This is a genomic window from Micromonospora sp. WMMC241 (assembly GCF_027460165.1).
Classification (GTDB): domain Bacteria; phylum Actinomycetota; class Actinomycetes; order Mycobacteriales; family Micromonosporaceae; genus Micromonospora; species Micromonospora humi.
Map to the genome: position 1 here is coordinate 4959758 of NZ_JAPZBF010000001.1, position 20802 is coordinate 4980559.

Below are 20802 nucleotides of genomic sequence, written 5' to 3' on the forward strand. Positions count from 1 at the left end.
GGCCCGCTTCAAACGAATTACCGCGTTCCGGTCAGGTCTGGGCGACCCGGCGGACGATGCCGAGCAGCGACTCCTGCACGTCGGCGATCGGCCGGTCGGGCTGGAAGACGAGCCAGTCCACCGCCACCACCAGTCCGACACCGAACAGCGCCGAGCTGGCGGTGCGGACGTCCAGGTCGTCCGGCAGGTCGCCGCTGGCCACCCCGGCCCGGACGGTCTCGGCGATCACCTCGATCGCCTCGCCGCGCAGCAGCCGCAACGTCTGCTGCCACTCCCGGTTGGTGCGCCACATCTCCGAGAGCAGGAGCTGGGCGAACGCCCGGTAGCGGCGGATGTAGTCGAGTTCGGCGCGGACCAGCGCGGCGAGCGCCTCGCGGGGCGGCAGCCCGTCGACGGCGGCCCGGAACTCGGCGGTGAGCAGGCCGATGCCGTGCCGCAGCAGCTCCTCGAAGAGGACCGTCTTGGACTCGAAGTTGTAGTAGACGGTGCCCTTCGCCACTCCGGCCCGGGCCGCGATGTCGTCCACCGTGGTCGCCGAGAAGCCCTGCTCGGCGATGAGCTCGACCGCCGCCACGAAGAGGCGCTGACGGGTGTCCTCCCGCCGGCGGGTCCGTCCGTCCGTCACCGGCCCATCCTCACATGGTCAGTTCAGGGTGCAGCTTGGCCGGGGTGAGCCGGCGGGACCGGCGGGCCGAGCCGACGGTGAGCGCCAGCGCGCCCAGGCCGAACGCGAGCAGCACCAGCGCGCCGGTGACCACCGGTCCGGCCGGGCCGCCGTTGACGGTGTGCCGCAGCCCGCTCACCACGTACGTCATCGGCAGCCAGGGGTGGATCGCCTGGAAGAAGCCGGGTGAGGTCTGCACCGGGTAGGTGCCGCCGGACGAGGTGAGCTGGAGCATCAGCAGTGCCAGCGCGGCGAGCCGGCCGGCCGGGCCGAGCGCCACGCCGAGCAGTTGCATGATCGCGGTGAACGCCAGCGAGGCGAGCGCGAGCAGCCCGAACGTCGCCGCGCCGTGCTTCGGGTCCAGCCCGAGGGCCAGCGTGACCACGGTGTAGAGCACGGTGACCTGGGCCAGGCCGATCGCCGCGGCGGGCAGCCAACCGGCGAGCACCACCCGCCAGCCGGCCGCGCCGGACATGACGTGCCGCCGGTTGACCGGCCGCAGCAGCATGTACGTGATCATCGCGCCGACCCAGAGGGCCAGCGCCAGGAAGTACGGCGCGAAGCCCACCCCGTACGAGCCGGCCGGGTGCTGCGAGTCGCGGATCAGGCCGACCGGGTCGGCGAGTACGTCGGCGCGGCTGGAAGCGTCGTCGTACCCGGGTAGTTTCTTCTCCCCGGCGGCGAGCCCGTCGGCGAGGTCGCCGGCGCCGCCCTCCAGCTTGGTCAGCCCGTCGGCCAGTTTGGTGCTGCCGCTGCCGAGCTGGTTGAGGCCGCCGTCGAGCTGCCGGGCGCCGGTGGAGAGCCGGTAGAGCCCGCCGCGCAGCTGGTCGGCGCCGGTCGAGGCGTCGCCGAGTCCGTCGCGGAGCTTGGCGCTGCCCTGGGCCAGCGTGCCGAGCCCGCCGGCCAGCTCGTCGACCTTGGCGCGGGCCGACGCGACGTCGTCGGCCAGGTGCGGCGCGGCGGCGGCCACCTCCCGGGCGGTCTTCGCGACAGCGGTCATCTGCTTCTTCAGCGCGGCCAGGTCGGTCTTGTCCAGCGCGGACCGCAGCGCCTTCGCCTGGGTGACGGCCTGACCGGCGGCCTTGCGGGCGGCGGTGAAGTTCGGGTCGTCGGCGAGTTCGGGGTGGTCCTTCGCGACCGCGTCGAGCCGGTCGGAGATCTCCTCGGCGAGGCCGACCACCTCGTCGGCCTTGGCGGGCAGTGCGTCCAGGCCGTCGGCGAGCTGTTGCGCGCCGGTGGCGACCGCGGTGGCGGCCTGCTGGATCCGGTCGGCGTTGCGGCGCAGCACCGGCTCGTACCGGTCGGCGGCGGCGTCGACAGTGGCCGCGGCGGCCTTCGTCTCGGTGGCGGCCCGGCCGGCGCCGTCGGCGAGTTGGGCCGCGCCGGTCTGCAACTGGTCGAGCCCCTTGGCCAGCTTGTCGGCGCCCTGGACCGACTGGTTCAGCCCGCCGGCGAGTTGCCCGGCGCCGTTCTCGGCGTCCCCGAGCCCGTCGGCGAGCTGCCCGGCACCCCGCTGCGAGGCGCCGAGCCCGTCGGAGATCTTCCCGGCCCCGTCGGCGGCGCGGCCGGTCTCGGCCTTGGCATCGGTGAAGCCGATCAGCATCTTGTCGAAGTACGAGGCGGCGGTGCTCTCCGCGGCGGCGGCCCGGATCTCGCTGAACGCCGAGCGGGCGAGAAGCCCGGAGAGGTAGTTGGTGGCGTCGTCGTTTACCACCTTCAGCTCGCCCTGGCGGGCCGTCCGGTCCGGCTCGGGGCCGGCGGCGAGGGTGGCCGAGAAGTCGGCCGGGATGGAGAAGACCAGGTGGTAGCGGCCGTCGCGCAGGCCCTTCGTGGCGTCGCTCTGGTCGGTGACGGTCCAGCCGAAGACCTTGCGGTCGATCAGTTCGTCGGTGAGGTCCCGGCCGGCGTGCACCTCGGTGCCGTCGCTCGCCGTGGCCGGCCGGTCGGCGTTGACCAGGGCGACCGGGATCCGGTCGAGCTTTCCGTACGGGTCCCAGAAGGCGTAGAGGTAGAGCGCGCCGTAGAGCAGCGGCACCACGGTGAGCACGGCGAGTGCGGCGCGCGGCAGCCGGCCCCGGGTCATCCGGCGCAGCTCGAACAGGGCGAGTCGCAGCACGCTCACGCGGGCACCTCCACGGCGGTCAGGGCGGGGGTGGGCAGGGCGGGGTCGCCGATGCGGTGCACGGTGGCGGCCGTACCGTCCTCGACGGCGCGGGCGCTGGCGATCACCGCGTAGCCCTGGCCGGCGAGGCGTTCCAGCGCGGCCCAGATCCACTGCCGTTCCGGGCGGTCGGCGCCGGCGTCCACGTCGTCGGCGACGATCAGGCTGGGGCCGGCGAGGCTGGCCAGCACCAGCCCGAGCACCTGTCGTTCGACCGGGGTGAGGTCGCGGCCGTACCGGTCGGGGTCGAGCGGGGCGTCGGTGAAGCCGGCGCCGGCGACGGCGGCGGCGTAGGCGTCGCGGCGGTAGGCCCGGCGGGCCCGCACCGCGGCCACCGGCACGAGCTGACGGCGGCGGCGCGGCACCGGCCCGAGCAGCAGCAGGCGTTCGGTGAGGTGCTCGGCGACGGTGAGCGTCGGGTCGGGCTCGTGCACGCCGGCCACCTGGCCGAGCGCGGCCGGGCCGCGGCGGCGCAGTTCGCCGTGGCTGTGCGGGAAGCGGCCGGCCAGGGCGAGCAGCAGCGAGGTCCGCCCGCTGCCGGGGGGCCCGGTCACCGCGTGCAGCTCACCGCGCTCGGCGGTGAGGTCGACGTCCCGGTAGACCCAGCCGCGCCGGGTCCGCAGACCCAGCCCGGCGGCCTCGACGATCTTCATCCCACCCGCTCCGACTTCTAGACTGACTGGTCAGTACAAAAACATGACCAGCATAGCGCCGGGTGTCCGGTTCGAGGCAACACGAGGCGAGGGTGATCCTCAGAACAGCACGGTGGCCAGCGTGCCGACCGGGCGGAAGCCGCAGCGCTCGTAGACCCGGCGGGCCGGCAGGTTGAAGTCGTTGACGTAGAGGCTGACCGTGGGCGCGACCCGGGCCAGCGCGTCGCGCACCACCGCGGCCATGGCGGCGGCCGCGATGCCCCGCCCGCGCCACTCGGGCGCCACCCAGACGCCCTGCACCTGCGCGGTGCGCCGGGTCACCACGGCCAGCTCGGCCTTGAAGACCACCCGGCCGTCGACGAAGCGCGCGTAGGCGCGACCGGCGCGCACCAGCTCGGTCACCCGCCGCCGGTAGCCACGGCCGCCGTCCTCCGCCATCGGGGAGACGCCGACCTCCTCGGTGTACATCGCCACCGCCGCCGGGAAGAGTCGGTCGACCTCACTGCCCCGCACCCGACGCACCTGCGGGTCCGGCGCCACCGGCGGCGCCGCGTCCGTGGCCAGCAACGGCTGGTTCGGGCGTACGTCCCGGGCCGGCCCCCAGTGTGCGGAGAGGCGGTCCCAGAGGCCGAGCACCGCGTCGGCGCGGCCCACGATCGAGGAGCAGAGCCGGTCCTCCTCGCCCAACTGCTCGGCGAACGCGGCCACCGCCGACTCGGACGCGAGCACCGGGGTCAGGTTGCCACCCAGCCAGCAGATCGACTCCAGGTTGCGCCGGGAGCCGTAGCCGAGGATCCGCGCCTCGGCCCGCCACCAGGCCAGGCCGCGCGCCGCCACCCGCTCGGCGACCTGCGCGCCGGCGTACGGGTCGGCGTCGAGCAGCCGTTCGACCGCGCGGCGCTCCGACTCCCCCAGTTGGCGTACCGGCATCGTGAGCACGCTTACCAGCCTGCCAGATGCACGCGGTGACCCGCGGGCCGACCGGACACCTCACCAATCCAATCGGACGTCTTGTCGGCGATGCGTTGGCGATATATCGTTGATGCATCAGCGATACTCGACCGAAGGAGAGCCTGATGAGCTTCCACCGACACGTGCACACCCTGCGCGACGAGATGCACCGCCATGGCGGTTTCGGCTTCCCGCCCGTACCCCCGCCCCCGCCGTTCCCACCCGGACCGCACGGCCACGGACGCGGCCGGGGTGGTCGCGGGCGCGGACGGCGGCCGAACGTGCGCGGCGCCGTGCTGGCCCTGCTCACCGAGCGGCCGATGCACGGCTACGAGATGATCCAGGAGATCGACTCCCGCACCGGCGGGGCCTGGCGGCCCAGCCCCGGCTCGATCTACCCCACCCTGCAACTGCTGGAGGACGAGGGCGTCATCGCGACCGCCCCCGACTCCGACGGCGGGCGCAAGCGGTTCGCCCTCACCGAGCAGGGTCGGGCCGAGGCGGCCGAGGCGGCGCAGACCCCGCCCTGGGCGGAGTTCGCCGAGCAGACCGTCAACAGCTGGCACGACATCCGCGACGCCGGCACACAGGCCATGAACGCACTGCGGCAGGTGATGACGAACGGCACGGACGATCAGCGCGCCCGCGCCGCCCAGGTGCTCGACGAGACGCGGCGCAAGCTCTACGCCATCCTCGCCGAGTCCGAGTGAGCCGCCCCCGCGCCTCGGCCAGCCTCATCACGCCTCGTCGTCAGCCCGGCGACTCGGCAATCGGGCAACCCTCGGACACGCCTCATCTTCGTCGATCTTGGAGTTGTGGCACCCAACTTCGCCCGCTTTCCACCATTAACTGATGGACCACAACTCCAAGATCGGCGCGGGACTGGTGCATTTTGGGAACGGTGTTCCGGAGGGTGGGGTGGGGATCTTGGAACGAAAGCGCCCCTGGAGGGGCCGTTTCGTTCCAAGATCTCCGGCCGAGCGCGAGCCCGGCCGGTCCGGAAACGGCGCGTGCGGCCGCCCCCAGCGAGGGGACGGCCGCACGGCGACGCGGGAAGCGGTCAGTGCACGGTGACGGTGGCGCCGCCAGGCAGCAGCTCGCGTAGTTCGTCGGGGAGTTCGGCGCCCATCTCGTCGGCGATGCGCAGGGCCTCCTCGATCAGGGTCTCCACGATCTGGGCCTCGGGGACGGTCTTGACGACCTTGCCCTTGACGAAGATCTGGCCCTTGCCGTTGCCGGAGGCGACACCCAGGTCGGCCTCGCGGGCCTCACCCGGACCGTTGACCACGCAGCCCATCACCGCCACCCGCAGCGGCACCGGCAGCCCCTCCAGCCCGGCGGTGACCTCCTCGGCCAGCTTGTACACATCCACCTGAGCCCGACCGCACGACGGACACGACACGATCTCCAGACCGCGCTCACGCAGACCCAACGACTCCAGGATCTGGTTACCGACCTTGATCTCCTCGACCGGCGGCGCGGACAGCGACACCCGGATCGTGTCGCCGATCCCCTCGGCCAGCAGCGCCCCGAACGCCACCGCCGACTTGATCGTGCCCTGAAACGCCGGACCCGCCTCGGTCACACCCAGATGCAGCGGATAGTCACACTGCTGCGCGAGCTGCCGGTAGGCGCGGATCATCACCACCGGGTCGTTGTGCTTCACCGAAATCTTGATGTCACGAAACCCGTGCTCCTCGAACAACGAGCACTCCCACAACGCCGACTCCACAAGCGCCTCAGCCGTGGCCCGCCCGTACTTGGCCAGCAGCCGCTTGTCCAGCGAACCGGCGTTCACCCCGATCCGGATCGGCACGCCCGCGTCCCCGGCGGCCCGGGCGATCTCCTTGACCTTGTCGTCGAACTGCCGGATGTTGCCCGGGTTCACCCGCACCGCCGCACAACCCGCGTCGATCGCGGCGAACACGTACTTCGGCTGGAAATGGATGTCGGCGATCACCGGGATCTGCGACTTGCGCGCGATCGCGGGCAGCGCCTCGACGTCGTCCTGCGACGGCACCGCCACCCGCACGATCTGACAGCCGGACGCCGTCAGCTCCGCGATCTGCTGCAACGTGGCATTGACGTCCGACGTCAACGTGGTGGTCATGGACTGCACCGACACCGGCGCGCCACCACCGACCGGCACCGAACCCACCATGATCTGGCGGCTGGCCCGGCGCGGAGCCAGCGGCGGCGGCGGTACGGGAGGCATACCGAGACTGACAGCTGTCACTTCAGGCACTCACCTTGAGAAGAGCGTGATCGGGTTGACCACGTCCGCGGTGACGGTCAGCAGCGTGAACACGCCGCCGACCAGGATCACCGCGTACGTGAGGGGCATGAGCTTGAGATAGTCGACGCGCCCCGGATCGGTGCGGCCGATCTTGGAGTAGAGCCAGGACCGGGCGCGCTCGAACCAGGCGATGGCGATGTGACCGCCGTCCAGGGGCAGCAGCGGCAGCAGGTTGAACACGCCGATGAAGAAGTTGAGCGACACGAAGAGCATGAAGAACACCAGCCAGGCGTTGTTCTCCACGGCCTCGCCGCCGAGCCGGCTGGCGCCGACCACGCTGATCGGGGTGTCCACGTCGCGCTCGGCGCCGGTGATCGCGTTCCAGAGCGCCGGCACCTTCTGCGGGATGCGCTGCATGGCGTGCGCCGTCTGCACCGCCATGTTGCCGGTGAAGTCGGCGGTGGCGCCGAACGCGGCGACCGGGCCGTACTCCACCCGGGTCGGGGTGCTGGGCTGGAGCGCCACGCCGAGCGCGGAGACCGCCGAGGCGGCACCCTTCGGGTCGTCCAGCGGCGGGCGCTGCACCGAGGCCAGGTCGACGGTGGCCGTGGCCGGGGTGCCGTCGCGCAGGTAGGACACGGTGGCCGGGCCGGGCTTCGTGCCGCGGACCACGTCGAGCATGTCGCCCCAGGTGGAGACCGACCGCCCGTTCACCGCGGTGATCCGGTCGCCGTCCTTGAGCTGGGCCTTGCCGGCCGGGCTGGCCGGGTCGGAGGCGGTGCAGGTGCGGGCCGCGTTCTCCACCACCACGCACGGGGTGAGCGCGATCACCGCCGGCTCGGCCCGGAAGCCGGCCTCGGTGGTGGGGAACTTCGGGTTCGGCAGGCCGGCGCTGACCGCGATGATCCAGAGCGCCACCAGCGCGATGGCGAAGTGCATCGCGGAGCCGGCGGACATCACGATCGTCCGCTTCCACACCGGGTAGCGCCACATGGCACGCTTCTCGTCGCCCGGCTCGACGTCGTCGTCCTGCGGGGTCATCCCGACGATCTTGCAGAATCCGCCGAGCGGGATGCCCTTGACGCCGTATTCCGTCTCGCCGCGCTTGAACGACCAGAGCGTCGGGCCGAAGCCGACGAAGTAGCGGGTGACCTTCATCCCGAACGCCTTGGCGGTCATCATGTGCCCCGCCTCGTGCAGGCTCACCGAGATGAGGATCGCCAGGGCGAACAGCACCACCCCGAGCAGATAGCTCATCGAGCTCCTTCCACCGACCCGACGATGATCTCCTGGGCGTGCGCCCGTGCCCACGACTCGGCGGCGAGCACGTCCTCGACGGTACCTGGTTCGTCGAAGTCGGGAGCGTCCTCCAGCACCCGCTGGAGGGTGTCGACGATGCCGAGGAACGGCAGCCGGTCCGCCACGAACGCGGCCACGCACTCCTCGTTCGCCGCGTTGTAGATCGCCGGGCGGCAGCGCCCCGCCTCGCCGGCCGCCTTGGCCAGCGCCACGGCCGGGAACGCGGCGTCGTCGAGCGGCGCGAACTCCCAGGTGTGGGCCGTGGTCCAGTCGACCGCGGCGGCCGCCTCGGGCACCCGGTCCGGCCAGCCGATGCCGAGCGCGATGGGCAGCCGCATGTCCGGCGGGCTGGCCTGGGCGAGGGTGGAGCCGTCGACGAACTCGACCATCGAGTGGATCACCGACTGCGGGTGGACCATCACCTCGATGTCGGCGTAGGGCACGTCGAACAGCTCGTGCGCCTCGATCACCTCCAGCGCCTTGTTGACCATGGTGGCGGAGTTGATCGTCACGACCGGGCCCATGTTCCAGGTCGGGTGCACCAGCGCCTGCTCCGGTGTGACGGCGGTCAACTCGTCGCGCCGCCGGCCCCGGAACGGGCCGCCGCTGGCGGTGACCACGAGCCGACGCACCTCCGGTCTGGCGCCGCCGCGCAGACACTGCGCCAACGCGCTGTGCTCGGAATCGACAGGAACAATCTGCCCCGGCCGGGTCACCGCGGCCTTGACCAGCGGGCCGCCGGCCACCAGCGACTCCTTGTTGGCCAGGGCGAGGGTACGCCCGGCGCGCAGCGCGGCCAGCGTCGGCGGCAGGCCCAGCGAGCCGACCACACCGTTGAGCACCACGTCGCACGGCCACTGCGCCAGCTCCGTCATGGCGTCCGGCCCGGCCACGATCCTGGGCAGCTTGAAGTCGCCGGTGGCCCAGCCGCGCCGGCTCGCCTCGGCGTAGAACGCGAGCTGGAGATCCTGTGCGGCGGACGCCCGGGCCACGCCGACCGCGTCCACGCCCAGCTCCAGCGCCTGCGCGGCGAGCAGCTCGACGTTGCCGCCGCCGGCGCCGAGGGCGACCACCCGGAACCGCTCCGGGTTGCGCTTGACGAGGTCGATGGCCTGGGTGCCGATGGAGCCGGTCGAGCCGAGCAGCACGAGTTCCCGGGGAGTGGTCACCCGCCCATTGTTCCCCAGCGCGTCACCGGGCCCGTCCCGGCGTCCCCTCCCGGCTTGATCCACTCCACTTCCCCGAGGTGGCGCCCTCCCCGCCTCTCCGACACCACCACCTCGGCGAGCCGGTGTGGATCATGGTCACCCGGACCGCTCGGGCACCTCCTCGTCGAGCAGGTCGGCCAGGTCGACGCTGAACTCGAACGGCTGCCGCATCACGAACCCGGCCCCGGCCACCGCAGCGAGCGGGTGGTATTCGCCGTCGACCAACTCGTAGAGGGCGAGCGCCGGCACCCGGTTACGCAGATCGACCCGGAGGAAGTACGGCACGCCGGCGGCGTGCTCCCGTGGCCGGTCGATCACACCGAACGGGGCGATCTCGCCTAGCAGCAGAACGGCCGCGACGCCAGCGGCCTGGAGACCGACCGGTGCGCCCACCGACCGACGGGTGCGCCGCGCGTCGGTCAACGCCGCCCGGCGTGACGACCACACAACCGCGCAGCACTTCGATCCTTGGCCCATTGTTCGCCGGCAACAGTTCGAGCGCGTCCCGGGCCCTCCATGGCCAGTCCCGACAAGCCAGGAGGTCCAGCGACTGACCGACGGCCCGGTCAGGCCAGATCGAGGAGCCGGAGACGGTCATGCTCGGCGAAATCGGCGTAATCCTTGCCGTTGTAGGTAGCGAGAGGCAGCCGATGCAGCAGGACCAGGCCCCGCCGCCACCGCGCGAGGTCGGCCAACCTACGCGGCCCCCAACTGCGCACCACGGTCCACTTGGTGAGTTCGCCGAGTGTCACGAAGGTGATGCCGAGCGTCCGGCCGGTCAGCCGCGCCCGCAGCCGTTCGTCGACCCGGCCCCGCAGGATCGCCGACGCCACGTCGGTGTCCAGGACGACAATGCTCACGCGATGCCCTCGCGCCGCGAGGCGTAAAGGTCGGCGAGGAAAGAATCAAACTCTTCGTCCGACTCGAACAGGTCGGGACGGGCCAGTTGGTCGAGACTGGAAACCGGCTCCACACCCTGGCGTCGCGCGAGTTCATCGGCCGGCACGTGAGTCACGCCCGGCCATTCCGGATTCCGCTCCGCATCGGTCGACATGACAGCTCTCACCTTCTCCACCTCACTGGATGCCCCATTCTTCCACCTGACGACAGTCGACTCGGTCGACTCGCGGCCAGCCTCTCCCGCTCCGGCAGTCCGCCCTCGCACATCCGGTGCGCCACGTCCAGGGCCGAATCCCGCCAGGAGAGGGCTCAGCCACCCAGTGATCATGAGCTTGGCGGCGCCATCCGTCCGATTCGTCGCCGCCAACCTCATGATCACCGAGGGAAGGGCAAGGTCCGGGTGAAGCGGAGGAAGGCGGTCCAGGCTGCGGGGTGGAAGGTGAGCGCAGGGCCGTGGCGGTCCGTGCTGTCCCGTACGCCGACGACGTGCGGCAGGTTGGTGGCCACCTCGACGCAGGTGGCACCGCCGTTGTCGCTGCGGGTGGACGTGCGCCAGATCGCGCCGGTCAGGTCCATGACTTCGCCAACCCCCGGATCAGCTCCCGGGAGGCCCGCCGGGGCAACGCCTCGCCCCGCAGGCTCTCCCACCTGCGGCGAAGATTATCCACGTCGTCCGGCCGGTCGGTGACGTGCGCCCGCAGTGGCGTATCGAGATGGGCCACCTCGCCACCCTCCGGCGTGCGGGCCAGGATGAACGGGCCGGCCAGCCCGGCGTGCATGCCGGCGTCGGCGGGAACGACGTGCACTGTCACGTGCGGCTGCTCGGTCACCCGCAACAGGTGCTCGAACTGCTCCACCATCACCGCCGGCTCCCCCACCGCCCGGCGCAGCACCGCCTCGTCCACCACGATCACCACCTCCGGCGGCGACTCCCGGCCCAGCACCACCTGCCGCTCCATCCGCGAGGTGACCCGCTGCTCGACCTCGCTCTCCCGCAACATCCGGCCGCCGCGCAGCACCGCCCGGGCGTACGCCTCGGTCTGCACCAGGCCGGGCACCAGCGACGGCTCGAACCAGCGGATCAACGTCGCCTCCCGCTCCACGCTGATCCACTCGCGGAACCACGGCGGCGCGGCGTCGGCGCGCACCAGCGTGAGCAGCCGACCGAAGAGCCCGCCGGCCTCCAGCGCGGCGTCCACCCGGGCGACGAAGTCCTGCGAGGGCGTGCGATGGCCGATCTCCACCATGCCGACAAGCGACGCCGAATAGCTGATCCGCTGGGCCAGGTCCTCCTGGCTGAGCCCGCGCTCCCGGCGGGCCCGGCGCAGCTCCGCACCGAAGAACTCCAGCGTCGACAGCGGGTCGCCGTCCATCACACCTCCACCACAGGCCGCCCACGGATCACCGCCGGTCACCACCGGGCCCGCGCCGATCGGCACAGCCAGCCTGGGAGCGCCCGCCGCCTTCCGACCGTAGTCGCGTCCACACCAGAGTGTGAACAGGCGCGAGGAGGAGGGACCATGAGCGAGGAGACGGCCGGGCCGGCCCGGCACCTGGCGGCTCGGCCCGTCTGGCGATGTCGCGCGTGCGGGGCGCCGTGGCCGTGCCAACCGGCCAAGCTCCACCTCCGCCGGGAGTACGCCCACGACCACGTCGGACTGGCGATCTATCTCTGCCTGCTGATGCACGACGCGATCGCCGACGCGCTGCGCCTCGGCACCGTGGAGATCGACCCGGCCGAGTACTTCGCCCGATTCATCGGCTGGACGCGATCGTCCCGTCGGGCGCGGTGAGGTGCTCCAGGTGCGCCAACGGCAGGTGCGGCGGCTGCCACTCCAGGAACAGGGCGGTGGCGTCGTCGTCGAGCTCGTCCTGCTGGTGGGCGAGGACCGCGCGTACCAGCCGGCGCATCGTCTCCGGGCTGGGCAACTGGTCGTTCAGGGCACGCTCGACGAAGTCGACCAGCCGGTCCAGCCCGAACCGTTCCCCGTCGTCGCTGCGCGCGTCGGTGATGCCGTCGGTGTAGGCGAGGACACGATCCCCCGGGTGCAGCCCCTCCTCGTGCACCCGCGGACGCTTCGCCGACAGGTTGCCCAACCCGAGCGGCAGCGCGGTCGGCCCCGGCAGCGCCCGGACCGCCCGGCCGTCCCGCAGCAGCATGGCGCCGGGGTGGCCCGCGTTGATGATCCTGAGCAGGCCGGTCCGCCGGTCGAGCTCGGCGAGCAGCGCGGTGGCGAACGTGCCGGGGTGCTCGGAGCGCACCCACCTGTCGATGCTGATCGCCGTGTCGACCAGGTCCAGGCCGGTGCGTCGGGCGTTGCGGTAGGCGCTGACCACGAGCGAGGCCAACGCGCTCGCCTTGATGCCGTGCCCGCAGGTGTCGAAGAGCCCGACGCTGAGCACGTCGCCGTTGAGCGCGTAGTCGAAGACGTCCCCGCCGACGTCGTAGCACGGTTCGAGGATCGCGGTGATCACCAGCTCGTCGGTCGCGAACGTCAGCGGCGGCAGCAGGCCCCACACGATCTCGGCGGCGACCTGCATCGGAAGGCGGCGGCGGATCCGTTCCACGACGTCGCCGTAGAGCCGGCGGTTCACCAGGAGCTGGGCGACGGCGACCGCCACCTCCCAGGCCGGCCGGTCCAGCGCGGGGTCGCCGGCGCCCGGCGACACGATCTCCAGCACCCCCAACCGTTCGCACCCGAGCAGCAGGGGCGCCCAGAGCCGATCCGGGTGGTCGGGAGCGCGCTGCACCTGGAGGCTGGTGAACGCCCGGCCGGCCAGGGTCGTCTCGATGGTCAGCTCGGCCCGGGGCGGGCCGGGGCCGACCAGGGGCACGAGTGAGGACTGCGTGTAGTCGGCGAGGTAGATCACGATCTCGGTGGCGCCGACGGCCGGCGCGGCCCGGCTCACCAGGAGCGACAGCTCGTCCGGCCCGCCACGGGGCGCGTTGAGGTGCAGCCAGCGCGCCGCGTCGCCGCCGTCGACCAAACCGCACCTCCCCGTGTCCCCACCACCGTAGGGAGGCCGACGGCAAACCGCCAACGAGCTAGACGGGGCGATCCAGGACGAACGTCTCCAGCTCGGCGCCGCCGTACCAGTCGGTGCGGACCCCGACGTGGGTCATCCCGAGTCGCCGGGCCACCGCGACGGACGGCTCGTTGCCGGCCATCACCACCGCGTACACCCGTGGGGTCCCGGTGGCGAACTCCCGCTCCAGCACCGCCCGGGCCGCCTCGGTGGCGTAGCCGTGACCCTGGGCGTCGGGGTGCAGGTGCCAGCCGACCTCGATGTCGTCGGTCGGGGTGACGCCGTCCCGGCCGGGCAACGGCTTGAGCAGTACGCTGCCGGCCGCGCAGCCCGCCGCGCGGGGCTCGATCGCCCACAGGCCCCACCGACCGTCGTACGGGGCGTTGCGCTCGCGCCAGGACCGCACCCGCTCCAGCGCGTCGCTCGGCTGGGTCATCCGCCCCTTGCCCCCGCCCAGCCAGCGCATGACCTCCTCGCGGGAGTAGATGTCGTAGACGCGGGCCAGGTCGTCGGGTGACTCGGTCCAGTCCCGGACCACGAGCCGCTCGGTCGAGGCGATCATCATGACGCCGGATCGTAATGCGTGACGGACCGGCCGAGGGGGAACGAGGGGGCGATGGGCGACGGCTGGCAACGCACGAAGCGGATCACCTCGGCGGCGTTCCGGCCGGTCCGGGGGCGGGACCTCTCGCTGCACGCCGCCGCGATCACCTTCTACGGCGCGGTCGCCGTGGTGCCGGTGGCGCTGCTGGCGATCTGGCTCACCGGGCTGCTCGCCGGCGCCGACCGGGTACGCCGGCTGACCTCGTACGCCATCGAGACGCTGCCCACCGAGATCGGCGCGGACCGGGCGGTGGCCGCGCTCGTCGAGGCCGGGTTGGGGCTGACCCCGCTGCTGGCCCTCGCCTCGCTGCTGCCGGCCTCGCTCTACGGCGAGGGACTGCGCCGGGCGTTCGTCTCGGTGGCCGAGCCGCGCGCCGAGTCCGGCGCGCTGGTCGGCTGGCGCGGCCGGCTGCTGCTGCTGCCGCTGCTCGCGCCGGCCCCGGCGCTGCTGCTGTCGATCCTGCTGGCGCTGCCGTTGACCACCCGGCTGGTGCGGCAGGGCGGCTGGATCGGCGCGCTCGGGGTGGTGCTGTCGTTCCTGGCGGTCTGGCTGGTGCTCACGCCGGTGCTGGTGTGGGTGTTCCGGGTGGTCGGCCCGGCCTCCCCGGACTGGCTCGCCACGCTCGGCATGGGCTCGTTCACCGCCGCGAACCTCTCCGGCTTCCTGCACGGCTTCGTGCTGTTCTGCTCGCTGCCGCTGAACCTGGGCGTGCCGTTCGGCGGGTTCGACGAGATCGGCGGCGGGGTGGCCGTGCTGCTCTGGCTCTACCTGTTCCACGTGATCGTGCTGGCCGGTTACTCGGCCACGCTGGCGCTCAGCCGGTGGCGGGCCGCCCGGGAGGCGGCCCGCGCCTGACCCGCGCGCGTCAGCGCCGGAACGGGCCGCGCACCTCGTACGTGATGCCGCCGCTGCCGGCCTTGGCACCGCTGACGCCGCGCTGGGAGGAGAAGTAGAGCCGGCTGCCGTCCGGCGAGAACGCCGGGCCGGTGATCTCCGAGGTCGGCTGCCCGAGCAGCCGCGCGAACGGCGTCACCACCCCGGTCGGCGTGATCATGTTGATCTCCATGTTGCCACCGTCCTCGGCCACGTAGAGGTCACCGCCCGCGGTGCCGGTGATGTTGTCCACCCCGGTCAGCGGCGCCGCGCCGGCCTCCACCAGCGAGTCGTCGTACGCGAGGTCGAGCCGCTGCGCCGCCGCGTCGTACGCCCACACCCGGTTGTCGCCCTTCGTGGTGAACCAGCAGGTGTCGTCGGCGTACCAGCAGCCCTCCCCGCCGTCGAACACCTGCGCGTCGCGCACCTGGAAGCGGGTGGGCACCGGGAAGCCGTCCCGGTCCGGCACGTCCTGCCAGGTCACCGGCCCGGTCACGTGGCCGTCCCGCGAGCAGAGCACCTGCAACCGGCCGGTGCGCAGGTCGCCCCAGGCGTCCGGGACGAAGCGGTAGAAGCGGCCGTCCGGCTCGTCCTCGGTCAGGTAGACCACCTGCCGGACCGGGTCGCAGGCCGCCGCCTCGTGCTTGAAGCGGCCCATCCGGGTCCGCTCCTCGCCGGACCGGCCGCCGGCCGGCCAGGTCTCGAAGACCCGGCCCAGCGGCACCTCCTCGCAGGAGAGCCACGTCCCCCACGGGGTGGGCCCACCTGCGCAGTTGGTGCTGGTGCCGCTCAGGATCCGGTAGGCGGCCGCTACCGAACCGTCGGCCGCGAAGCGCACCGCCGAGGCGCCGCCGACCAGCGGGACCTCCGAGTTGGAGACGTAGATCCAGCCGTCGCCGGCCGGGAAACAGGCGCCGCCGTCCGGCGCCCAGTGCCAGACGTACGAGGTGCCGGGCACCCGCTGGCCGGACCGGGCGACCACCCGGCCGGTGAAGCCGGCGGGCAACTGGAGGCCGTTGGCGTCGGCGGCCAGCAGGTCACCGTAGGGGCCGGGACCGGGCTGGGCGGGCGCGGCCGGAGCGGCGGCGTCGGCCCAGAGACTGCCGGCGAAGGCGGTGCCCCCGGCGACGGTGACGGCGCGCAGGACGGTACGACGGTCCATCGGTTGACCTCCCGGGGTGGCGGTTGGCGCTGCGTCGACCGTAGCCCTCGTTCGGCATCGACCGCTGCCGCTGGGTGGTGAACGCGCGGTGACGTCAGAGCCGATCCACGTACCGTTTCGCCTCCGCCAGCGACCAGCTCGTGTGCTCCCGTACCAGCTTGACCGCGTGGATCTTCTTCCCGGCGCGCACGAGCCGGGTCGCCTCGGCGCGCACCTCGCCGTCCGGGTCGACCGGGCCGGCGGGTCGGGCCGGCAGTGTGCCGCCCGCCCGCAACACGTCGACCGTCTGCTTCGCCTCCAGCAACGGCAGCCCGGTCTGCTGGCGGAGCAGCTTGACCGCCTCCACCGTCCGCCCCTCGCGGGCCAGCCGGAGCACCTCCGCCTGCCCGCCACCGCTCGCCGGGTCCGGGGTGACCAGGTCCCGAGGACGGCCGGTGGCACGTCGGAACACGAACGCGAGCAGGAGCAGGACGACGAGCACGGCCAGGAGCGCGAACTGGACAGCCTCGGGCATGCCGGCCACGGTAGCCGCCCGCCGCGAACCCTCCCGCCACGGTCCGCCCGCCAGTAGGCTGCGCGGGCATGAGCGAATCGAGTGAGCTGCCGGCACGCGCCGACGTCGTCGTGGTCGGCTCCGGGCACAACGGCCTGGTCTCGGCGATCCTGCTGGCCCGCGCCAGCCTCGACGTGCTGGTGCTGGAGGCCGCCGACGTGATCGGCGGTGCGACCCGCACCGAGAACCCGTTCCCGAAGGTGCCCGGGCTGCGCCACTCCACCGGGTCGTACCTGCTCGGGCTGATGCCTCCGGAGCTGCTCGCCACGCTCGACGTGACCATCCCGGTGGTGCGCCGCGACCCGCACTACTTCCTGCCCACGCCGGGCGGGCCCGGTTCGCCGTACCTCCTCTTCGGCCGCGACGCCGCGGCCACCCGGCGGCAGCTCACCGACATGTTCTCGGCGGCCGACGTGGCCGCCGACCACGCGCTCCAGGCCGAGCTGGCCCAGCTCCGCGACGACCTGGCGCCGGCCTGGCTGGCCGAGCCGCTGCCGGTCGAGGAGACCGCCGAGCGCTACGTCCGGCCGGCCCTGCGGCAGGTCTTCGTCGACCTGGTGCGTGGTTCGGTCGCCGACCACCTGGCCCGCTTCGATTTCCGCTCCGAGCTGCTGGTCAGCATGTACGCGGTGACCGACGGCCTGTCCGGGCTCAACGCCGGCCCGGACGACCCGGGCACCGGGCACAACTTCCTGGTGCACAACATGTGCCGGCTCCCCGGCGCGGACGGCACCTGGATGATCGCCGAGGGCGGCATGGGCACTGTCTCCCGCACCTTCGCCGACGCCGCCCGGGCCGCCGGCGCCCGCATCCTCACCGGCACGCCGGTCACCGCGATCACGCTCGACTCCGGCGCCGCGTCGGGCGTGGTGCTGGCCGACGGCCGCCAGGTCGCCGCCCCGGTGGTGCTCGGGGCGTGCGACCCGTACCGGCTGATGGAGCTGCTGCCCGACGGCGCGCTCCCGGCGGAGCTGGGCGCGCGGATGACGGCGGTGCGCCGGCCCGGCACCACGCTCAAGCTCAACCTGGCGCTCACCGGGCTGCCGCGCTTCTCCTGCCTGCCGGCCGACGCGCCGAGCCCGTTCGGCTCGACCATCCACCTGCTGCCCGGCTCCGACTCGCTCGTCGGCGCCGGCGGCGCGTCGCCGATGGCCGCGCTGCGCGGCATGTGGGCCGACGTGCGGGCCGGGCGGCTGCCGGACGAGCCGACCATCGAGTGGTACCTGCACACCACCGTCGACCCGTCGTTGCAGGACGACGCCGGGCACCACTCGTCGGCGCTGTTCGTCCAGTCGGTCCCCTACGAGCTGGCCGGCACCACCTGGGACGCGGCGCTGCCCGGCTACGTGGAGAAGCTGGTCGCGATCTGCGAGCGGTACGCGCCGGGCGCCGGCGACCTGATCGCGGACGCGGTGCCGCTGCCCCCGCCCGGCATCGAGGCCCACTTCGGCATCTCCGGCGGGCACATCCACCACGTCGACAACACGGTCTCGTTCACCGACCGGATGCCGTACGCCACCGGCGTGGACGGCGTCTACGCCGGCAGCGCCGGCTGCCACCCGGCGGGCAGCGTGATCGGCGCCGCCGGTCACAACGCCGCCCGCCGCATCCTCGCCGACATGTAAGGAGGGGCCCCCTGTTAACGCCTCCGGTATAGGCGGGGCCCCCGCTTAACACCTCACGACGGGGCGGCCTCCTGGCCGGCGCGTGGGAGGTCGCCGGGGCCGCGGATGACGTAGAGGCCGACCAGCAGCAGGTACGCCAGCAGGCTGAGGATCGGGTCGACGAACACCACCGCGAACGCCACCAGGTAGAGCAGCGGGCCGAGCCGGAACCGGCGGGCCACCGCCCGGGCCAGGCGCGGGTCGAGATCCGGATGCAGCAGGCCGCGCCGGCGCGCCCACCACCAGCTCAGGTTGAAGAAGAGCGCCTCACCGAGCACCGTGCCGACGTAGAGCGCGGCGGTCAACCGCTGGTCGCCGGGGGTGCCGCGCAGGTTGTCCGCGAGCAGGTTCGCGGTGAACGGGATGGCCGCCACGAACATCAGCAGCAGCAGGTTCAGCACCAGCAGCATCTGGTCGACCCGGCAGACGTACCGCCACATGTTGTGGTGGGTCAACCAGACCTGACCCACCACCGCGAACGTGATGACGTACGCCAGGTAGGCCCGCCACTCGTGCGCCAACGCGGCCGGCAGGCCCTTGTCGTCCGGCGCGTCCGGGCCGAACTGGAGCAGCTCGACGGCCATCAGCGTGAGCACGATGGCGATCACGGCGTCGCTGAACGCCTCCACCCGGGAGGCGTCCCGCGCCATCTCGCTGCTACGCCCGAACCGGTACTCCGGCTCCCTGTCCGCGCCCGTCACACCGCCCCCTCACGCAGATGGTCGCGTGCCGGGGGCGGCGGGCGGGGCGAAAACGTCAGATGAGCGCGTCCCCGGCCGGCGCCGGGGTCTCCTCGTCGGCCCGGTGGGCGCGGATCTTGTGCCCGACGCTGGTCAGGCAGCGACCGCTGCCCAGGTCGAACTTCCAGCCGTGCAGCTGGCAGGTGAGCTGGTCGCCGTCCACGATGCCGAACCGGCTCAGGTCCGCCTTGAGGTGCGGGCAGCGCCGCTGCACCACCCAGCCGTCGAGCGTGATGTCCTCGGCGTCGACCGCCCGCTCGTGCTCGTCGTACCAGCCCTCGGCGTACTGGAGGCGTTCCTCGGAGAGGCACTTGAAGAACGCGTAGACGAACTCGTTGTACTGGCCGATCCGGGCCGCGGAGAAGCGGCAGGAGAGGAAGAGCGAGTTGACCCAGTCGACCTCGCCGATGTGCAGCAGGTGCTCGATCAGCGCCCGCTCGGTGCGGAACCGGTAGCGGACCTTCTCGTCCGCGTACGGCCGGACCTCCTTGCCCGGGAAGTCCACCACGATCGACTCGACGTCGGTGCCGTCGTAGGAGACCAGGTCGAAACGGACCGGGCCGCCGACGCCCTTGGCCAGGTAGATCGACTCGTCGAGCAGCGGCTCGATGCGCCGCTTCATCTCGCCCAGCACATCGATCTCGGGGTGCCGCCAGGACGCCTTCTCCGCCTCGATGATCGGGCGCTTGCGCTCCCGCATCTCCTCCAGGTGGGCGACCTTGTTCGCGAAGAACTCCTCCACCGGCTGGGGATGGGTGGTGGTCGTGCCCTCGGTGGTGACCTCGGCGACGCTGCCCGGCAGCAGCACGATGCCGTTGGTGCCGCCGACCTTCGCGTACTCCGACAGGAACACGGACTGGTCGGGGAAGATGTTGCCCTCGTCGCCGAAGATGTCGTTGAACTGCCACAGCTCGTCGTCGAGGAAGCACGGCGGGCCGGCGATCGGGAAGACGTTGTCGGCCTTCAGATCGTCGATGTAGCGCCAGGTGCGGTCGAACTGCCGGTCCCGCTTCTGCTTGCCGAACGCGGTCTTCGCCGCCTGCGGCAGCTCGTAGACCATCGGGTACCAGATCGCGCCGGAGAACTGGAGCATGTGCGCGTGCACGTGGCCCAGCTCGGCGAAGACGGTCAGGTCGGTGGGCCGGGCGTCGTTCTGGTTGAGCAGGCGGACGCCGTCGTACTCCACCCAGAGCGACGAGTCGCCGATCGGGCCGTCGGTGGGGCTGGTCAACGCCTGGATCATGATCTTCAGCCCGCCGGGCAGCTCCACGACCTGCTCGTTCGGGGCCTTCAGGAACTTGGTGAAGCCCAGCTCCCGCAGCTCGTCCTCCATCTCGGAGGTGGGGAACTCGGGCAGCAGGACGGTGGCGTCCTTCGAGATCACGTCACGCAGGTGCTTGGCGTCGAAGTGGTCCCGGTGCAGGTGCGACACGTACAGGTAGTCGACCTGGCCCAGCGTCGCCCAGTCGAGCTGGGAGTTGTCCGGGAAGGGGAACCAGGAGGCGAAGTAGGCGGGGTTGACCCACGGGTCGCACAGGATGCTGCCCGCGGGCGTGTCGATCCGCATGCTGGCGTGGCCCGTACCGGTCACTCGCACCGTAGTCCCCCTCGAAAAAGGCATCTGGCGTACGCCCCGACGCTACCGGAGACAGTGTCGCCGCCGTCCCGCGACGCCCGTAGTGCCCGTCGGCCCGGCCGGGACAGGTCCAACGGCCCGGGCCGGGCTGCCCGCTCCGCCCGCCGGCCCGCGTCGCCCGTGCGGGTCGTCCGCGCCCCGTCCGGCCGGACCCTGCGCCGGGCCCGCCGGGGGGCGTGCCAGACTAGCCGGAGATCCGATCGCGAGGGAAGGACCGACAGTGGCAGGAGACGAGCCGGTAACCGCGCCAGATCAGCACAAGCCGGGGCACCGCAAGTCCGGGCGGATCGGTGCGGTGGTGTCGGCGGTGGCCCTGGTGTTGATGGCGCTCTGCGGCACCGAGCAGGGCCGGGTGGAGCACATCTGGCTGTTCGGGATCGCCGCGCTGCTGCTCGCCATCGTCATCGGCGACGCCGTGCTGCGCCGCAACGGCCTGCGGTCCTGACGCACGGCGCCAGCGGTACGCCGAAA

General features: G+C 72.5%; 23 protein-coding genes. 5 read left to right on the forward strand and 18 right to left on the reverse strand.

Annotation, left to right across the window (positions count from 1 at the left end; all coding sequences use genetic code 11):
- Positions 1-31: 31 nt before the first annotated feature.
- From O7598_RS22345 to O7598_RS22360, 4 genes are all read right to left on the reverse strand, one after another.
- Positions 32-625, reverse strand: a complete 594-nt coding sequence (locus O7598_RS22345; protein WP_269693254.1) for a TetR/AcrR family transcriptional regulator — start codon at positions 623-625, stop codon at positions 32-34.
- A 10-nt stretch (positions 626-635) separates the two neighbouring features.
- Entirely contained in the window at positions 636-2786 is a 2151-nt protein-coding gene (locus O7598_RS22350) for a YhgE/Pip domain-containing protein (protein WP_269693255.1), read from the reverse strand.
- Positions 2783-3478: an ATP-binding cassette domain-containing protein gene (locus tag O7598_RS22355; protein ID WP_269693256.1), complete on the reverse strand. Its 696-nt coding sequence runs from the start codon at positions 3476-3478 to the stop codon at positions 2783-2785. Before O7598_RS22355 ends, O7598_RS22350 begins: the two co-directional genes overlap by 4 nt.
- Positions 3479-3577: 99 nt before the next feature.
- Positions 3578-4417, reverse strand: a complete 840-nt coding sequence (locus O7598_RS22360) for a GNAT family N-acetyltransferase (RefSeq protein ID WP_269693257.1) — start codon at positions 4415-4417, stop codon at positions 3578-3580.
- A gap of 137 nt (positions 4418-4554) precedes the next feature.
- On the opposite strand from O7598_RS22360, the gene O7598_RS22365 reads away from it, so the two are divergent.
- On the forward strand, positions 4555-5139 hold the full coding sequence (locus O7598_RS22365; protein ID WP_269693258.1) for a PadR family transcriptional regulator: 585 nt from the start codon (positions 4555-4557) through the stop codon (positions 5137-5139).
- A gap of 350 nt (positions 5140-5489) precedes the next feature.
- On the opposite strand, the gene ispG is transcribed toward O7598_RS22365, so the two are convergent.
- The 8 genes from ispG to O7598_RS22405 all read right to left on the reverse strand — a co-directional run bounded on the left by ispG (position 5490) and on the right by O7598_RS22405 (position 11445).
- Positions 5490-6665: a flavodoxin-dependent (E)-4-hydroxy-3-methylbut-2-enyl-diphosphate synthase gene (ispG, locus tag O7598_RS22370; RefSeq protein ID WP_269693259.1), complete on the reverse strand. Its 1176-nt coding sequence runs from the start codon at positions 6663-6665 to the stop codon at positions 5490-5492.
- A 9-nt stretch (positions 6666-6674) separates the two neighbouring features.
- Positions 6675-7922 carry a M50 family metallopeptidase gene (locus O7598_RS22375; protein WP_269693260.1) on the reverse strand — a complete coding sequence of 416 codons (1248 nt, stop codon included), beginning with the start codon at positions 7920-7922 and terminating at the stop codon, positions 6675-6677.
- Positions 7919-9133, reverse strand: coding sequence for a 1-deoxy-D-xylulose-5-phosphate reductoisomerase (gene dxr, locus O7598_RS22380; RefSeq protein WP_269693261.1), 1215 nt, complete (start codon positions 9131-9133; stop codon positions 7919-7921). Before dxr ends, O7598_RS22375 begins: the two co-directional genes overlap by 4 nt.
- 135 nt (positions 9134-9268) lie before the next feature.
- Positions 9269-9565, reverse strand: coding sequence for a hypothetical protein (locus O7598_RS22385; RefSeq protein ID WP_269693262.1), 297 nt, complete (start codon positions 9563-9565; stop codon positions 9269-9271).
- A gap of 173 nt (positions 9566-9738) precedes the next feature.
- On the reverse strand, positions 9739-10032 hold the full coding sequence (locus O7598_RS22390) for a type II toxin-antitoxin system VapC family toxin (protein ID WP_269693263.1): 294 nt from the start codon (positions 10030-10032) through the stop codon (positions 9739-9741).
- Positions 10029-10226, reverse strand: a complete 198-nt coding sequence (locus tag O7598_RS22395; RefSeq protein WP_269693264.1) for a hypothetical protein — start codon at positions 10224-10226, stop codon at positions 10029-10031. The genes O7598_RS22390 and O7598_RS22395 overlap by 4 nt, the downstream gene beginning before the upstream one ends.
- A gap of 221 nt (positions 10227-10447) precedes the next feature.
- Positions 10448-10648, reverse strand: coding sequence for a DUF397 domain-containing protein (locus O7598_RS22400; protein WP_269693265.1), 201 nt, complete (start codon positions 10646-10648; stop codon positions 10448-10450).
- Entirely contained in the window at positions 10639-11445 is an 807-nt protein-coding gene (locus O7598_RS22405) for a helix-turn-helix domain-containing protein (RefSeq protein WP_269693266.1), read from the reverse strand. The genes O7598_RS22400 and O7598_RS22405 overlap by 10 nt, the downstream gene beginning before the upstream one ends.
- A 147-nt stretch (positions 11446-11592) precedes the next feature.
- Here O7598_RS22405 and O7598_RS22410 point away from each other — a divergent pair, with 147 nt between their 5' ends.
- Positions 11593-11865, forward strand: a complete 273-nt coding sequence (locus O7598_RS22410; RefSeq protein WP_269693267.1) for a hypothetical protein — start codon at positions 11593-11595, stop codon at positions 11863-11865.
- Here the strand turns inward: O7598_RS22410 and O7598_RS22415 are convergent.
- Together O7598_RS22415 and O7598_RS22420 are read right to left on the reverse strand one after the other, a co-directional pair.
- Entirely contained in the window at positions 11828-13060 is a 1233-nt protein-coding gene (locus O7598_RS22415) for a PP2C family protein-serine/threonine phosphatase (RefSeq protein WP_269693268.1), read from the reverse strand. The genes O7598_RS22410 and O7598_RS22415 overlap by 38 nt on opposite strands.
- Positions 13061-13118: 58 nt before the next feature.
- The gene (locus O7598_RS22420; RefSeq protein ID WP_269693269.1) at positions 13119-13664 is read right to left on the reverse strand and encodes a GNAT family N-acetyltransferase; all 546 of its coding nucleotides are present in this window, start codon (positions 13662-13664) and stop codon (positions 13119-13121) included.
- A gap of 51 nt (positions 13665-13715) precedes the next feature.
- On the opposite strand from O7598_RS22420, the gene O7598_RS22425 reads away from it, so the two are divergent.
- Complete coding sequence (locus O7598_RS22425; RefSeq protein WP_269693270.1) at positions 13716-14558, forward strand: YhjD/YihY/BrkB family envelope integrity protein; 843 nt, start codon at positions 13716-13718, stop codon at positions 14556-14558.
- Positions 14559-14568: 10 nt separating this feature from the next.
- Here the strand turns inward: O7598_RS22425 and O7598_RS22430 are convergent, their stop codons facing one another.
- Together O7598_RS22430 and O7598_RS22435 are read right to left on the reverse strand one after the other, a co-directional pair.
- Complete coding sequence (locus tag O7598_RS22430; protein WP_269693271.1) at positions 14569-15738, reverse strand: alkaline phosphatase PhoX; 1170 nt, start codon at positions 15736-15738, stop codon at positions 14569-14571.
- A 94-nt stretch (positions 15739-15832) separates the two neighbouring features.
- Complete coding sequence (locus tag O7598_RS22435) at positions 15833-16252, reverse strand: 50S ribosomal protein L7/L12 (RefSeq protein WP_269693272.1); 420 nt, start codon at positions 16250-16252, stop codon at positions 15833-15835.
- Between the two features lie 68 nt (positions 16253-16320).
- Here O7598_RS22435 and O7598_RS22440 point away from each other — a divergent pair, with 68 nt between their 5' ends.
- Entirely contained in the window at positions 16321-17916 is a 1596-nt protein-coding gene (locus O7598_RS22440) for a phytoene desaturase family protein (protein ID WP_269693273.1), read from the forward strand.
- Positions 17917-17969: 53 nt separating this feature from the next.
- Here O7598_RS22440 and O7598_RS22445 read toward each other — a convergent pair whose 3' ends face one another.
- Both O7598_RS22445 and O7598_RS22450 read right to left on the reverse strand, forming a co-directional pair.
- Positions 17970-18605, reverse strand: coding sequence for a TMEM175 family protein (locus O7598_RS22445; RefSeq protein WP_269693274.1), 636 nt, complete (start codon positions 18603-18605; stop codon positions 17970-17972).
- Between the two features lie 106 nt (positions 18606-18711).
- A complete protein-coding gene (locus tag O7598_RS22450) occupies positions 18712-20292 on the reverse strand; it encodes a Rieske 2Fe-2S domain-containing protein (RefSeq protein ID WP_269693275.1) in 1581 nt (526 codons plus the stop codon).
- Between the two features lie 259 nt (positions 20293-20551).
- Between O7598_RS22450 and O7598_RS22455 the strand changes: the two genes are divergently transcribed.
- Positions 20552-20776 (forward strand): DUF2631 domain-containing protein, encoded by a 225-nt coding sequence (locus tag O7598_RS22455; RefSeq protein ID WP_091064291.1) that lies wholly within the window; start codon positions 20552-20554, stop codon positions 20774-20776.
- The last annotated feature ends 26 nt before the right edge of the window (positions 20777-20802 follow it).

Bases quoted from the DNA above. Each gene is read 5' to 3' on its own strand.
- O7598_RS22355 (WP_269693256.1), bottom strand. From the start codon at position 3,478: ATGAAGATCGTCGAGGCCGCCGGGCTGGGTCTGCGGACCCGGCGCGGC.
- O7598_RS22365 (WP_269693258.1), top strand. From the start codon at position 4,555: ATGAGCTTCCACCGACACGTGCACACCCTGCGCGACGAGATGCACCGC.
- O7598_RS22375 (WP_269693260.1), bottom strand. From the start codon at position 7,922: ATGAGCTATCTGCTCGGGGTGGTGCTGTTCGCCCTGGCGATCCTCATC.
- O7598_RS22395 (WP_269693264.1), bottom strand. From the start codon at position 10,226: ATGTCGACCGATGCGGAGCGGAATCCGGAATGGCCGGGCGTGACTCAC.
- O7598_RS22400 (WP_269693265.1), bottom strand. From the start codon at position 10,648: ATGGACCTGACCGGCGCGATCTGGCGCACGTCCACCCGCAGCGACAAC.
- O7598_RS22405 (WP_269693266.1), bottom strand. From the start codon at position 11,445: ATGGACGGCGACCCGCTGTCGACGCTGGAGTTCTTCGGTGCGGAGCTG.
- O7598_RS22410 (WP_269693267.1), top strand. From the start codon at position 11,593: ATGAGCGAGGAGACGGCCGGGCCGGCCCGGCACCTGGCGGCTCGGCCC.
- O7598_RS22420 (WP_269693269.1), bottom strand. From the start codon at position 13,664: ATGATGATCGCCTCGACCGAGCGGCTCGTGGTCCGGGACTGGACCGAG.
- O7598_RS22425 (WP_269693270.1), top strand. From the start codon at position 13,716: ATGGGCGACGGCTGGCAACGCACGAAGCGGATCACCTCGGCGGCGTTC.
- O7598_RS22430 (WP_269693271.1), bottom strand. From the start codon at position 15,738: ATGGACCGTCGTACCGTCCTGCGCGCCGTCACCGTCGCCGGGGGCACC.
- O7598_RS22435 (WP_269693272.1), bottom strand. From the start codon at position 16,252: ATGCCCGAGGCTGTCCAGTTCGCGCTCCTGGCCGTGCTCGTCGTCCTG.
- O7598_RS22440 (WP_269693273.1), top strand. From the start codon at position 16,321: ATGAGCGAATCGAGTGAGCTGCCGGCACGCGCCGACGTCGTCGTGGTC.
- O7598_RS22445 (WP_269693274.1), bottom strand. From the start codon at position 18,605: ATGGCGCGGGACGCCTCCCGGGTGGAGGCGTTCAGCGACGCCGTGATC.